At 40.9% G+C, this 15,888-nt stretch carries 11 protein-coding genes; 5 read left to right on the top strand and 6 right to left on the bottom strand.

The window, feature by feature from the left end:
* Position 1: 1 nt before the first annotated feature.
* Positions 2 to 3,610 carry an immunoglobulin-like domain-containing protein gene (locus IGI86_RS02835; RefSeq protein WP_429968632.1) on the bottom strand — a complete coding sequence of 1,203 codons (3,609 nt, stop codon included), beginning with the start codon at positions 3,608 to 3,610 and terminating at the stop codon, positions 2 to 4.
* Between the two features lie 660 nt (positions 3,611 to 4,270).
* Between IGI86_RS02835 and IGI86_RS02830 the strand changes: the two genes are divergently transcribed.
* Positions 4,271 to 4,474 carry a hypothetical protein gene (locus tag IGI86_RS02830; protein WP_005232004.1) on the top strand — a complete coding sequence of 68 codons (204 nt, stop codon included), beginning with the start codon at positions 4,271 to 4,273 and terminating at the stop codon, positions 4,472 to 4,474.
* A gap of 196 nt (positions 4,475 to 4,670) precedes the next feature.
* On the opposite strand, the gene IGI86_RS02825 is transcribed toward IGI86_RS02830, so the two are convergent.
* Positions 4,671 to 6,161, bottom strand: coding sequence for a helix-turn-helix domain-containing protein (locus IGI86_RS02825; protein ID WP_008377968.1), 1,491 nt, complete (start codon positions 6,159 to 6,161; stop codon positions 4,671 to 4,673).
* 180 nt (positions 6,162 to 6,341) lie between these two features.
* Between IGI86_RS02825 and IGI86_RS02820 the strand changes: the two genes are divergently transcribed.
* Entirely contained in the window at positions 6,342 to 6,917 is a 576-nt protein-coding gene (locus tag IGI86_RS02820) for a recombinase family protein (protein WP_005232006.1), read from the top strand.
* A 166-nt stretch (positions 6,918 to 7,083) separates the two neighbouring features.
* Here the strand turns inward: IGI86_RS02820 and IGI86_RS02815 are convergent, their stop codons facing one another.
* Positions 7,084 to 9,744: a bacterial Ig-like domain-containing protein gene (locus IGI86_RS02815; protein WP_430617731.1), complete on the bottom strand. Its 2,661-nt coding sequence runs from the start codon at positions 9,742 to 9,744 to the stop codon at positions 7,084 to 7,086.
* Positions 9,745 to 10,041: 297 nt separating this feature from the next.
* Between IGI86_RS02815 and IGI86_RS02810 the strand changes: the two genes are divergently transcribed.
* The 3 genes from IGI86_RS02810 (at position 10,042) to IGI86_RS02800 (ending at position 13,529) form a co-directional block, all read left to right on the top strand.
* Complete coding sequence (locus tag IGI86_RS02810) at positions 10,042 to 11,547, top strand: helix-turn-helix domain-containing protein (RefSeq protein ID WP_086333014.1); 1,506 nt, start codon at positions 10,042 to 10,044, stop codon at positions 11,545 to 11,547.
* A gap of 458 nt (positions 11,548 to 12,005) precedes the next feature.
* Entirely contained in the window at positions 12,006 to 12,872 is an 867-nt protein-coding gene (locus IGI86_RS02805; protein ID WP_008377960.1) for a LysR family transcriptional regulator, read from the top strand.
* 504 nt (positions 12,873 to 13,376) lie between these two features.
* Complete coding sequence (locus IGI86_RS02800) at positions 13,377 to 13,529, top strand: hypothetical protein (RefSeq protein ID WP_008377957.1); 153 nt, start codon at positions 13,377 to 13,379, stop codon at positions 13,527 to 13,529.
* A 51-nt stretch (positions 13,530 to 13,580) separates the two neighbouring features.
* Here the strand turns inward: IGI86_RS02800 and IGI86_RS02795 are convergent, their stop codons facing one another.
* Genes IGI86_RS02795 through IGI86_RS02785 form a run of 3 tightly spaced genes read right to left on the bottom strand, consistent with a single transcriptional unit; the run spans position 13,581 to position 15,876 of the window.
* Entirely contained in the window at positions 13,581 to 14,114 is a 534-nt protein-coding gene (locus tag IGI86_RS02795) for an IbrB-like domain-containing protein (protein WP_034871891.1), read from the bottom strand.
* A complete protein-coding gene (locus tag IGI86_RS02790) occupies positions 14,041 to 14,532 on the bottom strand; it encodes a hypothetical protein (protein WP_050790962.1) in 492 nt (163 codons plus the stop codon). The genes IGI86_RS02795 and IGI86_RS02790 overlap by 74 nt, the downstream gene beginning before the upstream one ends.
* A gap of 36 nt (positions 14,533 to 14,568) precedes the next feature.
* Entirely contained in the window at positions 14,569 to 15,876 is a 1,308-nt protein-coding gene (locus IGI86_RS02785; protein ID WP_008377955.1) for a DUF3440 domain-containing protein, read from the bottom strand.
* Between the last annotated feature and the right edge of the window lie 12 nt (positions 15,877 to 15,888).

Raw genomic sequence — 15,888 nt, 5'->3', positions numbered from 1 at the left:
CTTATTCTGTGATTGAAACGGTTGCTTGTGCAATCTCTCGTGTACTTAAGTCAGCAAAGCGATGCAATGCATAGATCGTCATCTGGCTGTCTTTTGTCACACTGTTGGCTTGTTCTTGGTTCAAGTAGGCGGTAAAGGTACCATCCGCAAAACCGCTCACCCACAGGATCATGCCATCAATTTCAAGTCGAGCAAAGTTGATGTCATCGCCTGTATAGGTCCCCGTAATGGTTCTGTCTCCCAGCTTGTATGGATTTGGCGTAATCGTTCCAGTAAATTCTTTATCGATAGTGACTACACTGCGATCCAATTCGGTGTCTACCGGACGGCCACTAACAACCTCCCGATGGTAAGCAACCAATTCAACTGTTTCCGCATCGCGAATCAAGTCGCGGGTCGTTTGATTGACAAAGTAAGTAAACGTCTGGTTTGCGGTGTTAAAGGTGCCTCCCCATGAAATTGAACGTCCATCAACGATCAAGTTGGCGAAATTCACATCGCCTGTAAAGGTTCCAGTAATTTCACTCTCTGTCACTTTGAAGGCTACTGGTTGAATCGTGCCTGCTGCTTTGACGATTTCTATCGGCTGCAACACCAGCTTATGATCAATCGTTTGTCCATCGACTGTTTCACGATGGTAGGTTTGCAATTCTACTTTCGTTGCCGTTCTGATCTGTTCTCTAAATTGTGCGTGAACAAAGAATTCAAAGCGGCCAGTTTCTTTATTGAATGTGCCACCCCAGTTCCCTACTGACTGTCCATCAATCACTAAGTTGGCAAAATTGATATCTCCCGTAAAGGTTCCCGTAATCATGGTATCGGTGTAACTGTATTGATCCGGTGTGATCGTCCCTTGAAGTTGATCAATCACTGTTACTTCTTTGGTTTCTAGCACTTCGATTGCTTCCGTGTTACCGTTAATTTGGCGGTTCAACGCTTGGATCTCAACTTTATCGCCCGCTTTGATTCCAAGATTCGCTACATAAAACGAGAAGGTGCCATCGGCATTGAAGGTACCACCCCATGCATTAGAAGGCGTGCCATTGATCACTAAACGTGCAAAATTGACATCACCCGTAAAGGTCCCTGTAATCATTGTTTCGCCAACACGATATTGATCCGGTGTGATCGAACCAGCCAAATCTCTAGTTAATTCAACGGTTGTCCGATCAAGTACTTTGCCATATTGATCCAAGGCTTCGATTTCTACGACATCATCTACGGATTGGATGCGATTGCCGATAAAGAATTCAAACGAACCATCAGCAAAATTCCCACCACGAACGGATGATCCATTTACATACACACGGGCAGATACAACATCACCCGTATACGCCCCTCTCAGGAACTGATCGGCCGAAGAAACATTGTAGCTTGCTGGTGTAATCGTGCCTTCGGTGTTTGCTGGATCAGTGACAACGATCGTTGAAGCAATATTTGATTGCAATCCATCGATGCTTGCTTGAGCGGTAATAATGGTTCCCGCTGCTTGCGGATCAATCTCTACTTCAAAATTACCATCACTATCGACAGTCGCATTTTTCGTTTCAGAATCGCCTATAGTAATTTCCACATGTGCATCTGGTTCGGCTGTTCCGCTAACGGTAGTGGATGTGGTTGTCACCTCATTCAATGTTGTTTCGGCGATCGTTGCTCGATCAACCATGGTTTCTGCAATATTTGATGAAATGCCATTTAAGGTTGCTTGGGCGGTAACTACCGTACCAGCTTGTTGTTTCTCAATCGTCAATGCATAGATGCCATCACTACCCACTCGTCCATTCGCAATGATCGTGTCACCGGCTTTGATCGTAATCTCAGCATTCGGCTCAGCCGTTCCCGTCACACTTGTGGAGTCAGTATTTAGCTCGGAAATCGTTGTTTCGGCAATCGTTTCTTTTTCACTATCCTCTACAACTGTTTCTGCAACCGATTGAATACCATTGGACGTTGCGGTAACAGTCACTTTTGTTCCAACTGCTAATGGTGCGTTCGGAATCGCAAATTGATAAGTTCCATCACTTGCAACGCGTCCCGTTAAACTTCCTTGTCCTTCAATAGTGACTGCTAAATCGGCATTTGGCTCAGCTCGCCCCGTAATGTGCGTTGAGCTTGTGGTTAAGTCGTCAATGGTCGTTTGTTGAATCGTTGCGGTATCCACAAAGTCACCAAAAGCGATTTTTCCGATTTGAGAACTATTGAATGTTGCGTTGAAGATTGAGTCATTGGATTCAATTCGCGAAGTAACTTGTTTGTTCGTATAAGTATTTAGTGAGAAAGAACCTTGTCTAAACTCTGGATAATTAAAGCTGGGCTCTCCTGAAAAATCAGCTGATCTTCTCCAAGTTTGCATTCCTGTCGATGAGTGGATCGTGTAGTTCGTTGTTCCTGGATAGGACCCAATTGCGGTTCCATTCGTATGATTGTTTTGGATTCGAACATTTGATCCTTCGTGGAAAGTGCTTGATTGTCCAACGTTTACCGTTGAATACGTGCTTCTTCCCACGACATCCAGTGTTCCCCCAGATAATACGGTCAAAGCACCTCGCAACCCCAATGCTTCTTGTGTTTTTTGCGTATTTGGCGCACTTGTGATCTTAAACGTTGCATTCGAATTAACTACTACGCTTGAGGCACTTCCTTCGATCAAGACTGCTTTTGCTGTATTTGAAGGATTGTTTTGAGTAACGTCTAATAAACTGCCTTCACCTAAATCAATTCGACCACCACTTGCAAGATAAATCGCACGAGCTGTTCCATTGTTATTTGCAACTACAGAAGCACCACTGCCGATATTCATTCGGACATTCGAAGTAGCCCAAATCAAGGAACCTGCATTTAATCGGTTTTCGCCAAAGAAATTAGCTGAAGAATTGCTAGCGGCTAAATAGAGTAAGCGCCCCGTTGCATGACTATTTTCATGAGTAACGTTTGTGAAGGAAACACTGGACGTTCTATTTTGATAGATCGTATTTGTTGCATGAGCCACGATTCTCACATTTCTGATACTTAATCCTTGATTTACCGTATTTCCATACAACCGAACATTATTCCCGAAGGTTAACGTATGACCATTACCTTCAATCGTTTTGGTCGTCCCTGTCCATGTCACACTACTGGTCATCGTGATGTTATTGGCTAAGCTGATTTGTGTAACCGTCGCATTGGCTAACGCTGTCCGTAATTCAGCATCAGATGTTACTTGGACACTTGCCCTTGTTGAACGGGTTTCAGCAGCGTCTTCTGATGATTCGTTAGAATTACTTTCTGAGGTTTCTTCATTTGGTGCATCCGCTTGTTCATCATTTTCTGCGACTTCATTATTTTCTGAAGAGTTCTCAGTAGAAACTTCTGTTTGAGCTTCTTCACTTTCAGTAGGAGAACCCTCTGTTTCCTGAACTGCTTGCTCATTGGTTGCTGTATGGTCATTTTCTGTGCTTTGAGTTGCTTCACTATCTAATAATAAATTTGGAGCTTCTATTCTCTCTTGTGTCACTCCTGAAGAATTATCAGTTTTTTCTGTCGCCATCGCATTTATTGGCAACGCCGATAAAGTTAAATGACTAATCAACAATAAACCTGTGACTTTTTTACTAAATTTGTTATTCATAAGTAACTCCTTTTTCTCTATTCTTTCTCTTGTACTTTAAAGATTCATTTCACGTTTTTATCAGTCACCCTTTCTTACTCCCTCGAAAAAAATCAGTTATAGCTCTTATCGGAACAACCTATTCGATACAAACTCTCTAAAAACCTAAATTAGAGCTATAAAATAATGCTTTTTTGACGAAATTTTATCGTTTTTAACGAGATTAAATTTACCATGGTTGATCATCAATCGATAAATCAAGATTTGCAAACCTGTATGAATAAATTGATTTTCATTTTCTTTTTAAATAAGGCATTTTAAAAGTTTGTGCAAAAAAAAGTGTTATAAAAAAAGACGATTCCTTATCATTTAAAAAGGATCGTCCATTTTTGTTATTACCTGTAACCACTTGACTCAATACGATGGATACAAGGTTTCTGCCTACTAATTCTTAGTATTATCACAAACATTTTTAACAACAGTTCCTTTCAACAGAACGCTTCTTTTCTTCAAAAAAGGTCCCAAAAAAAGCAAAATAAAAGAAATTGTATGTAATTTTACACATCTTCTAAAAAAATTCATTTTTCTTTGGTATACTAAACATAGATCTGCATATCATTAGATTTACGTTGCCCGTTAGTGAAGTTTCAGGCAACGTTTCTTTATGGGGGATAGATAAAAATGGAAGAGAAAAAGATTTTTGAGAAGCGGTGGTTATTAGCTACCAGTGAACAACGAGAGAAATACCATGCCTTGATTGCCTCTTACCCTTCGATCGAATGGACATTCAAAGAAAAAAGCTACCTTTTATGGCTTTGTCAGTTAGATAGTGATACGTTCAAAACCTTTGAAGCAATTTTTGATAAACTAGTAAATGCCAACTAACTGTTTCAACGTAGGCTGTTCTTTCACCAAAATAACCCAATCTTTTGGTATTCAGGAACAGTGGGCCTATTTTCAGATAACTCCCTTTTTTATTAGATGAACGAATAAAAGCCGCAACCGTTGATCGCAACGGTTGCGGCTTTTCCTTTTAATTTATCCACACATGTCCTCGTCATGCTCTTTTTCAACACGTATATTAGGCTGTGGGAGCGTTTAACGCTTGCCCTAACTGAGGATCGATTTTTTCAATCACTCTTTGCCAATCTTGATGATCGGGGATTGCTTTGAGCAAAAGATAATCAGTCGATAAGATGAACTCTGATAAATATTCACTATAATTTGTAACCACAAGATCAATGGCATTTCCCTTCAAATAATCGGTCGTCAATTCATTGATTTTTGGAAAAAATACCAGATGATCATTGCCGACATAACGCAAAAAGCGCGCACGAATCGTGTGACAGGCATAGAGATCACCTTCTATTATCAATGCGATCCGTCTGACTTTTTGAGCATAGAGCTCCCTGATTGCTTCACTGTAAAGGGTCAGTGCCGCACAAATATCTACCAGATACTCCTGCTTGATCCCAAGAATCGCTTGGTGCTGCTTCATAAATGCCAGATTCCTTTGATAAGCGGCAGAACGATGCTTCTGCGCTTCATTTTTTACTTCTGTTAGCAAGTGATTTAAAACGGGCGCCAGTTGCTCATTGATTTTCTTTGACAGGAAAAAGGCGTGGATCATCGTCTTGACCCGTTGGGGCTCTTGAAAGGAAATGCCCCATTCTTGAACGAAGCGCTGACTCAGTTCTTCGAGTTCAGGATACAGTCCAAACGATGCAACGAATTGCTGCTCTTTTTCAGGCTCGGTCAAAGTCCGTTTCATCACGGTCACTAAATAAAGCCACATAATTTCTTGTTGCGGCAGTCTTACTCGGTATAGCGCTTCGATTTTAGGTGCTAAGTCATTCATTACGGCAAATGCCTCATGGGTTTCGATGATTTTTTCCAACGATTGAGGAATCTGAACCGTCTTTCCCAATTGGTAACGCTTGATCGCAATATACAAGCTATAATAAAAATCACTCGGAGAAACGCCTGTATTCACCAGCTCTGCGGGCATTTCTGAGAAGACATCACTGACTAGTGCAATCAGTTCTTTGGGGGGCAATAGCGTATGAGGGGTGACATCTGATTCATAATAAAAATCTTTAAAGAACTTGCGAATATTGGCTTCGGAGCCACTCAAATTAACCGGTTGCAAGATCCACTCCACATGATACTTTCGCAACGTCACAGAAGCAGTATTCAAATAACGACGCATCGTACTTTCTGATACATACAAGCGCTGCGCCCACTCTTCAACCGAACAGAATTCACCGTGGAAAATGGCTTCCACGATTTGATACATTCCTTCTTCTGCAACAAGCTCCTTTTTTTGGGACAAGTATTTTTTCGGATTCGTTTCCCTAAAATGATAGCCATTGGCTACAAGCGAAAATTCGGCTGCCTCTTGTAGATAGGTTTTCAATTCTTTGATATCCGAGCTGATCGTCCGTTGGGTCACATCAAGTTTGTTTGCTAAACTTGCGATGGAACAAGTCCGTTCTCGCTCAAAAGTATTTAACATTTGAAGCCAGCGAACGGTCGTCTTATTTAGCATAAAATTTAACTGCAATTCTCTCATTTTCCCCTCCGTGTTTCTTCCTCACCGACTAGTGTCTTTACTATAGTACAATATTTAGGTGCATAAAAAAACCTTCCTATTTCCCAAATTCACATTAAGAAGCTTCTTGAATGTGTACTTAAGTGAACAAACAAGGTATTCTCTATGTAGACTTATTTTTGTGCAACTGGAGGAATTCGTATGACAAATATGGTTTATGGGTACGCACGTGTCTCCACAAGACAACAGGATCTCTCGCGTCAGTTAGATTTACTTGACCGGTATGAGTGCAATAAAATTTATACGGAAAAGATCAGTGGTGTTCGTGCGAATCGTCCTGAATTAAATAAATTAAAAAAACGAGTGAAAGAAAACGATAAAATCATCATTGAAAGTTTCTCGCGACTAGGAAGAAGTACCAAAGATCTCATTGATCTTGTCTACTTTTTTGAAAAAAAAGGAGTAAAGCTTATCAGTATTAAAGAAAATTTTGATACGCAAACCCCACAAGGGAAATTGATGATGACTGTTTTCCAAGCCTTTAGCCAATTCGAACGAGACATCATCGTCGAACGGACCAAAGAAGGCTTAGAATCCGCTCGTGCTAGAGGAAATATCGGTGGTCGCCCACGAATCGATCCTGGACTGATTCAACACGCATTGAACCTTTATCAAAAAGAAGGAAAAGCTGTTGTGGATATCTGTGCCCAAACAGGGTTAAAACGATCAACTTTTTATCGTTATCTTAGTCTGGAAAAAGAGGAAATCGTTTCATAAATACAAGTGCTGGCTAAACTTAGTACTCTCGGCTGCTCACTATATAAATAAACAGGACGAACATTGCTGATGTTTGTGATTGCTTTTTTGTTCTCTCTTAAAGCAATTCATCCAGCTTGTTCGTCCTGTATGTTTTATTCTTCTAGCTCTTTTGTCGATCCTATTGTTATTTTCTCCATGATTTCTTACGGTACAAGAGCACCAACCCGCCGATTAAGAATAGGATACCTGTAACACTTAGCAAAACACTGCTTGTTTCTCCTGTTTTTGGCAGTTGCTTAACAGTGGATTGTTTGCTTGCTTTGATCGGTGTTGTCTGTCCTGTTGCTGAGGGGTTGTCTGATTGTTCTGATGGACGTTTTTCGTTTTTCTCATCATCGTTTGTTTCTGACGTCTCTGTCTCAGGACGTGCCTTAATTGGTTCTTCTGTTATTGGATCAGACGCTTCAGTTTCAGGAAATTCAGTCCCAGGCGACTCACTTTCCGGGCGATTTTCTTCTGGTACTTCTGTTGGCGTTTCGTCAGGTGTTTCGCTGACTTTTGCTTGTATAGTAATCACGGCATGGGCAATCACTGCTCCGTAATGGTAGGAAACCGTGTATTGACCGACTATGTTGTTGTTCACTGTGCCATTGACTTCTACTTCTGAAAAGGCTACTTTTTTGCCATCACGATCGGTGGCAGAATCAAAGTTTGTTTCTGGCAACCATTCATCGCCTTGCTTGATCGTTGAATCGTGGACTTTTAGGGATGTTTCATCCGCTTTGACGGTGATAGTGGCTTTGCTTTCTACACCACGATAAATGTAAGTGACCTCGTACTCGCCTGCTTTCGTTGTGTCTGCTTTTCCTGTAACGGTGATATCTTCAAAATCAACAGGTTTACCATCCCGATCTGTTGCGCTATCGAAGTTGTCTTTGGCTGTCCAGTTTTCCCCTGTGTACAACTCGCTATCGTGGACTTTGACTGTAGTTTGATCGGCTTTGACGGTGATAAGGGCTTTGCTTTCTAAGTCATGATAGCTGTATATAACTTCATACTCGCCTACTTTCGTCGTATCGACAATCCCTGTGACAGTGATATCCCCAAAATCAACAGATGAACCGTCTCTATCTGTTGCATTATCGAAATTATCCTTAGCTGTCCAGTTATCCCCTGTGTACAACTCACTATCGTGGACTTTGACTGCCGTTTGGTTGGCTTTGACGGTGATAGTGGCTTTGCTTTCTACGCCGTGATAGCTGTAAGTGACCTCGTACTTTCCTGCTTGCGTTGTATCGACAGTCCCCGTGACAGTGATATCCCCAAAATCAACAGATGAACCATCTCTATCTGTTGCACTATCGAAATTATCCTTAGCTTTCCAGTTGTCCCCTGTGTACAACTCGCTGTCATGGGCAGTCACCTTGGTTTGGTCAGCTTTGACGGTGATCACAGCTTTTGATGCTACTCCATCATAACGATAAACTACCTCATAGGACCCCGTTTTTTTAGTATCTACGCTTCCTTCAACGTTCACATCCGCAAACGAAACTGGGTTGTTATCCCGATCTACGGCTTGATCAAAGTTATCTTCTGAGGCCCAGTCATCGCCGACGTATATCGAAGAATCATGAACCTTAATCGCAGTGAATCGTGGTTTTACGAGTATCGTTGCTTCTTTACTCACATGATTCAATTGATAACTGATTTTATACGTAGCGGCTTTGTTAGTATCTACTTGTCCGGAAACACGACCACCCTCAGCAATAAATTCCTCATAAGTCAAAGTTTTGCCTTCTTTTGAAATAGCTTGCTCAAAATTATCCGCCGCTGTCCATGTATCCTGTTCATAAATAGTGGTATCTTTCACGGTCAGATCGGTATAGTCAGTCGGTGCTTTTTGATAGACGTACGTCACCGTTACTTCGCCACGAGGAAGAACACCTTTTGCATTCGTTGGCAGTTGACTGGTATCAAGGATGTACCCCGGAATTTGTGGAATAAACGCACTTGTAGAGACATCATAAGGCTCATTGGTACTATCATTGATCGTTTGGTAAGGATAGATCTCCATACCAGTCTCATCCACATATTTAATGGTCAGATGGCTATTTGTAAAGCGAATATTATATGTTGCTGTAAACAAAAGGTTACCGTTAGCGTCGGTATATTCTAAAACCGCTGTTAGACCGTAATAGTTGATCGTAAAACCTGTGAAGCTTGTCCAAGATATATTTAATTGATTGGTACCAGTCACTTCACTTGTATACCATAGTCCCACTAGCATGTATACCTTATCCGTTTTGTAGACATAAAAATCTTCTGTCAGCTGCGGGTCTTGGTATAGTGTTTGGTGTGCGTATTTTTCCGGGATTGGCAAATCCAAAACCAGTGCTTTATACTTGATCGGATCATATTCTACAGTCAGATCGTAGTTGAAACTCTCGATACTCTTCGTTGATTCTGCAGCGAGAGGTTGACTATCCGTAGATTCTACATTGGTTTCAGCAGATGGGGCAGTAACTGAAATTTGAGTTTTTTCTGCAGCATCAGCTGCGTTAGATTGATTTGTTTCTGAGTTTGAAGTGGTGGTCACCACTTCACTTTTGGTTGCTTCAGAAGATATGACGTCAGCATTTCCTTCTTGGGTATCTGTCTTTTCTCCTGTGTTCATGCTTCCTGTTGAATCTGCCAGCAAGGGAACCGATGAGTCTATGAATGGTGTTTGCTGCTCTGTTTGTTGTCTTTCTGTTGCCTGAGCGATCGGCCATGTGCTTGGAAAGGTTGTCCCTAAAATCAGCATCCCTATTAAACCACTCTTAATTATAACTACGCGTTTTTTCATTTTTACTTTTTCTCCTTTTTCTTTTTCCAAACTTTATTCACACTTACTTCCGTTCCAATCTGTCCAAATTTTGGTTGACTGCAACTGGCAGGGGTGTTTTCTATAAAATAACTCCCTTAAATGACTGTCCTTCGCAAAAATATGTGGGCGCCGCATCTTTAACATGAATTCCTTCAATTTTCAAGGGATAAGACTTCTTGAATGGCCCAGAGTATTATATAATTTACTTAAAACGAATGGTTTTTATATTCGATCGCTGATCGCTCCCACAGGGTCTTGAAAGAGGTGGTGACATCAATGTTAGAAAATTTATCCATCAACTTACATCGAGATAAGGCATTTTCTCGTCAAGTAAAAATTCTGCAAGTGCTAAATGCAGCACCCGCAGGGTATCACCCGCAAGAGTTGGCGACATTATTGGGACTTTCCTTGCCTACAGTCTCTAAAGAATTAAGTATTTTAAGCGACAGTTTGCCGGAAGATCTGGTCAAGATCAAACTTTCTGGATCCAACATCGTTTCGATTGAGTATGCACCAAATGCTTCAATCAATTCTGCCATTCAGCTTTTGGGCATGGAAACGTTGGAGTTTAAAATCATGTCTAGTATCATTGATAATAAAAAATACTCTATTCACCGAGCAACGATCGAATTTGGCTATTCCCGCAGTCATCTGTTGCGAACGATCAGTTATATGAACAAATCTTTACAAACCTATTCTGTGACCATCGCAACGAATCATCTTGATTTTATCGGTACCGAAGCCGATATTCGCTTTTGTCTGTTTGTCTTTTTCTCCGCTTATGGCGATAGCACGATCTTAGATAAAGACAGCCCTGCAGATGCGCGTCTTCTGGTCCAAAAAGCAAAAGAAGCCAACAAAAAAGATTTGCATTACAGTCATTATCGACTTGCCCTATGGCTAAGTATTGCCAAGCGTAGGTGGCGCTATTCTTACTTTTTGACATTGCCACCGTCTTTAGAACGCAATCTATTAGAGAAAGAACGCTTCGCTGTTTTCTCAAAAATATTAAACGAACATTATTTGAAAAAATATCGGATCATCCACTTGCCGCAACAAGAACTCCTTTGGATCTTCCTCAATGCTCTCCACTGCATTTCGTATAGTACGATGGATATTAATGGGGAAAGCGAGGCGGATTACATTTTTCACCATACAGAGAAACCAGAAATTCTCGCAGAAGTTGCTGCCTTTTTAAAGAAACCTGGAATAGCTATCCTTCCTGCAGCATCACACAAAATCATCGCATATCTCGTAAATCTCCGCTTGTTAACGATGATTTCTGCGAATTACGAATTTGCCGATCCCCAGATCAAAACCTTTGTTGAAGCGACATTCAAGACGGACTACCTTGCTTGGAATAAATGGTTGAAACAGTTTAATGAACAAAGTCGTTTCTTTTCGTTTACTCACTTAGAGCATGTCGCAGTTACGTTGACCTTGTTAAGCGAACTTTCTTCTAGCAATCAGTTGAAAAAGCATCTCAAAGTGGCCTTTGCTTTTCAAGGTGGTGCTGGATTAGATGCCTTTTTAGCCGCATCAACAGAGCTATTCAAAAATGACCATACAGAAATCAGTTATTTTTTTGAAGTGGCTCCTGATGAACAAGAATTGATCCATCGAGAAATTGATTTGATCGTTAGCAATTTTGACTTGCATCTGAAAAGTAACACCAAATTTCAGCAACTACGAATTTCCAATGTTCCTACCCTTTCGGACTGGACGATCATCCACAAAACGATTGAACAGCTGATTCAGCCAAGAATCACACCGATTCATTGACCTAAGGCAACTGTCGGCCTTCTTGAAGGAAGCGCCGTCAGTTTTTTCATTGCATGGTTTGCTATTTTAGTCCTTTCCTAAGTATCCATTTTTCTTTTCTCTTAGCGTGTCTATTTTTTTCACATCCGAAAAAAATCAGACCTTTTTTCAAGATTCCTCTCCTAACAAACGCTTTTCTTTTCAAGCGCAGCGTAAAAATTCATTGTCTTGTTTTCGTGTGCTGCTCGTAATCCCTGAAAAGTTGGGATGTTTGGTGTATTTTTTATGATAGAAATTTTAGCAGCTACTCTTAGCACCAAATGTGAAAAGCGTTATTTTAAAAGCAAAGAAACATACGATCAAAACAGACTGCATGTTTTAAATAACTTTTGTATCTATTTTTTTTATTTACTAGAAAAAAAAGAAATCTTCTCCCCGCTCCTTTTTTGTATAATAGTTAAAAAGAGAGGGGGACCAATGTGGATTTTATCAAAGAGCTGCACTCCTTTAAAACGATCGTTGAAGAAGGTACGTTTACGAAAGCTGCTGCTAAATTAAACTATGCCCAATCGACGGTTACGAACCATATCAAAAAGTTAGAAGAAGAGTTAGAAGTAGCGTTATTTTTGGAAGGAAAAAGCAATGTACTCACGTTGGAAGGTGAATTGTTGAAACAGGCGGTTCCTGGTCTGATCGCTCAGTGGGAGGAGGTCAAAGAACAGTTGCTCAATGCTTCGAACACAGTCGAATATTCTTTACGGATGGGCATCGTCCCCCCTTATGACATGTTGATTTTACCGGAGCTTCTCCATGTATTTTCCCACCAATACCCAAAAATAAAATTCGAGATCATGGTGGGATCCACGCTGGCATTAGCCGATGCATTAAAAGAAAATCGTATTGATTTTGCGTTATGCTCACTTCCTCACGAAGATTCCTTTGTCTATGAAGAACTTTTACAAGAAGAAATCTGCTGCATCACTTCGATCACGAACCCATTGATCATTAAGGAATTAGCCGACCTTACAGGAATCCATCTATACAGTTCCGGCGGTGACTGTCCTGCACTTAGAAATATCGAGGGCTACCTTGACCAGTGTGTACCTTCGCTCCAATGGGAATATGTCAGCAGCAGCACGACGATTCCTTATTTGATTGAACAAACAGGCTTCTGCGGTCTAGTCCCGCGTTCGATCATTGATCAAACATGCGCTCAAGTAAAAATTTTATCACTGCCTTTACCGAATCTCCGCATGACGATTGGCTTACTGTCAAAGCAACCATTGACACTTTTCCCGAATATTACAAAAAAGTTTGTCTTTGAGTTAAAAATGCGCTTACTGTAATTGTTATAAAATCAGTTTGATCACGATCGATTTTTATGCAGTTATTCTTCAAAAAAAAAAATGATAGTATTTATTCTAGCAGCAAAGAAGCAGCGTGAAAACAAATAGCCGCACAACCTCTTTCTGTTCTACAGACGTTGTGCAGCATAGCTTTTCATTTCGCTTATTATTATTCAATCAGATGATTGCCTCTTGTTTCGCCACTCACTTTTTGTTATCATTTTACTTTTTTTATGCAAACTGGTACGATTATTCATACTATCCGCAGGAGATAAAAAAGCCACTGTTGTTCTTTACATTTCAGAATTTTTTACCGATTATAAAAAATAGAAACGTTCTTTCATCCTTTCCAATGTATACTCTACTTTGGAAAAGAACAATCACCAAAAAAGGCTGGACTTGAAAACCGTTCGATCATGTTTTTAGTAGCAGGCAGTTATTGCTCAAGGAGCCTATTTTTGCAATTGTCAGAAAAAATAGACGATGAGAAAAGGAGGAAAAACTATGTTTATCATTGAAGCGATCTTCAGCTTTCTAAGAGACACATTAGGTGTGATCCTGGCCATTCTCTTAGGGACGCTTTGTTTGTCGATGGTGATCAATCTGATCGTTATCGTTGTAAAAAACACCTATTCAAAATTTAAAAAGAATTATTAACGAATCGCTGTCTTCTAATAGATAGCTTTTTTAGATAGTTTTTTCAACCTCTCAGGTCTCTTTTTTGCCTTTATAGTATCTTTTTTCAAACTCAATCCAAGATTTGCTGAATTCATGGTTGGAAAAGGCACTTTTTAAGCCTGAGCGCTGCTTAAAGCGAAAGACCTCTTCGCGGTCCATCCCCAATTCCTTGGCAATTCGTTCATCCGACCACTCGTTAGCGACCAACTGCTGCACGATGTTTCCCATCTTCTCGATGCCATGGGTACCACGTGCTCGATTGTGGCGAATCGTTGAAGCGATGCGATTCTCAAAAGGCTTATCGATCACTGTGACCGGAACGCTTGGCAACGCCAGGCGGTCTTTTGCTACGACATACCGATGAAACCCATCGATCAAAATATACTTGTCCTGCTCCTTATCGTGGTAACAAACCAGTGGCTGCGTAAAGCCATCTTCCCGAATCGACAGTTCCAGCAAATCCATCTCTGGAGCAGCCACGGTGTTGGGATTATACGTATTCGCGTGAATCTTGCTGACTGGGATCAGCTTCGCCGCTAACACTGGAAAATCGATATCGCTCATGAGGTACTACACTCCTTTTTAGAAATGAATAATTTTTTGTTTGTCGATAGACCGCAAACCCTTTTGACTCCAAAAGTGCAATTTCACTAGGCTGGTTACTAGAAGCGAGAATCTCTGCTTCTGGGTAATTGCGGCTGATATCCACCAACATTTTCCGTAAAAGAAACTTTTTAAATTGAGCAGTTGGATCTTTTTCATAAAATTCCCCTAGCTCCACTTTATTGACGCCTTTTTCATAATAAGAAAAAGCGGTCACCCGTTTTTCGTCATCAAGAATCACATACCAGTAGCAGTTCTCATCATTGACTAAGTACGGAAATTGCTGCTGATACACCCGTTCCGCAAAAAATGCCCCCATCAATTGATAGAATTGGCTTTTCTTATACGGTGGAAAAAATAAAACCAATCGTTCGTTCACAAAACCCTTCCTCTCTAGGGACACATTCGTCCATCGTTAGGTGATTTTTTTCGTTAAATACTCATATTTGGCATTCAATTTTTTTAACTGATACTTGGGTAAATGCTCGATTCCCAACGCCGCCCCAAAATCGACCGCCAACTCATACAATTCCGTCTCATCTTTTTTCGTCAGACTGTATTGTCGCGTGCTCAAAGAAAAATCATTTTTTTCTAACGCACGAGCGATCCCTTTCCAGTCATGCCAGAGTACTTCGTTTTTCAGCCACTCCTTACGTTTGGTCACATCGGGAATGTCTTCCACTTCGATTCCGTGCTTTTCTCGATAATGATCAATCAAGATCGTGATTTTGCGGTAATAATGGTCCTGTAATTTCTTTGAATAAAGTCCAATTGATTCCAGTAAAAAGACCGCATACTCTTGCCAAGTCATATGACTTGGCTTTCTCGTATTGTAATGCGCCAATAATCCCGTCTGGGCATACAATCGACCAAAATTGGCTCCTGACACGCGGTTGACGACCCGTTCCCACGTTTCCGGTTCCACCAGAGCATATTGATATAAGCCTTTTCGTTGCTGCATACCATAAGGCTGACAGATTCGCATTTGATGAATCGGAACGCCATGATCATATAATTTTTCATAAAAGCCATTTATCGGCCAGTCAAAATGGGCATAGGCGCCCCAGACATCTTCTGTCTTCCAATCATAGATGGGGTAAAAATTGACGACCATGGAATCTGCTACTTGCCGTTTGATCCAGCATTGCTTCCGAAAGTTATACTTTGGCGAAGTGATCGACCGATATCGGTATAGACTTTCCTGTGTTCGGATGCCAACGCCACAAGCAACGGGTTCACACTGATGATAGTTTGCGTACCAGTGAGCAAAGTTTCGTAAGAACTTATCTGGATTCATATTTGCACTCTGATAGATTTCCATCAATGATTCATCTAAATCAGCAAGTGAAATCGCATCTTTTGGCATCATCTGTACCCACTTCTCACGTTCTTGTTCATCCCACATCAGCCATTGTGGCTGAAATACGCTAGTGTTGTTGTCCTCGTAAAAGGGCAAACAGAAGTGAAAGGTTTGATTGATAGTTGGTAACGCTTTGATTTTTTCCATGAACGTTCTCGTAGCATCATAATTTGCCTCGATATCTAAAATCAGCAGATCAAAAGTTTTCTTTTTTTGTCGGGCGACTTGGTCAGCCAACTGAATCATGGCACCGCTATCTTTTCCACCACTGAAAGAGAAATAAACATGGGGAAAGGTATCAAAAATATATTCCAGGCGCGTCATCGCCGCTTCCAGCACATTATCCTTACAATATTTCTTCATAAAAGCTCATGT

Source organism: Enterococcus sp. AZ188 (assembly GCF_050544075.1).
GTDB classification, from domain to species: Bacteria; Bacillota; Bacilli; order Lactobacillales; family Enterococcaceae; genus Enterococcus_D; species Enterococcus_D entomosocium.
The sequence above is the reverse complement of the archived record's forward strand: the minus strand, read 5'-3'. Positions and strand labels throughout refer to the sequence as shown.

Coding starts and splice junctions, on each gene's coding strand:
- IGI86_RS02835 (WP_429968632.1), bottom strand. CDS start 3,610: ATGAATAACAAATTTAGTAAAAAAGTCACAGGTTTATTGTTGATTAGT.
- IGI86_RS02830 (WP_005232004.1), top strand. CDS start 4,271: ATGGAAGAGAAAAAGATTTTTGAGAAGCGGTGGTTATTAGCTACCAGT.
- IGI86_RS02825 (WP_008377968.1), bottom strand. CDS start 6,161: ATGAGAGAATTGCAGTTAAATTTTATGCTAAATAAGACGACCGTTCGC.
- IGI86_RS02820 (WP_005232006.1), top strand. CDS start 6,342: ATGACAAATATGGTTTATGGGTACGCACGTGTCTCCACAAGACAACAG.
- IGI86_RS02815 (WP_430617731.1), bottom strand. CDS start 9,744: ATGAAAAAACGCGTAGTTATAATTAAGAGTGGTTTAATAGGGATGCTG.
- IGI86_RS02810 (WP_086333014.1), top strand. CDS start 10,042: ATGTTAGAAAATTTATCCATCAACTTACATCGAGATAAGGCATTTTCT.
- IGI86_RS02800 (WP_008377957.1), top strand. CDS start 13,377: ATGTTTATCATTGAAGCGATCTTCAGCTTTCTAAGAGACACATTAGGT.
- IGI86_RS02795 (WP_034871891.1), bottom strand. CDS start 14,114: ATGAGCGATATCGATTTTCCAGTGTTAGCGGCGAAGCTGATCCCAGTC.
- IGI86_RS02785 (WP_008377955.1), bottom strand. CDS start 15,876: ATGAAGAAATATTGTAAGGATAATGTGCTGGAAGCGGCGATGACGCGC.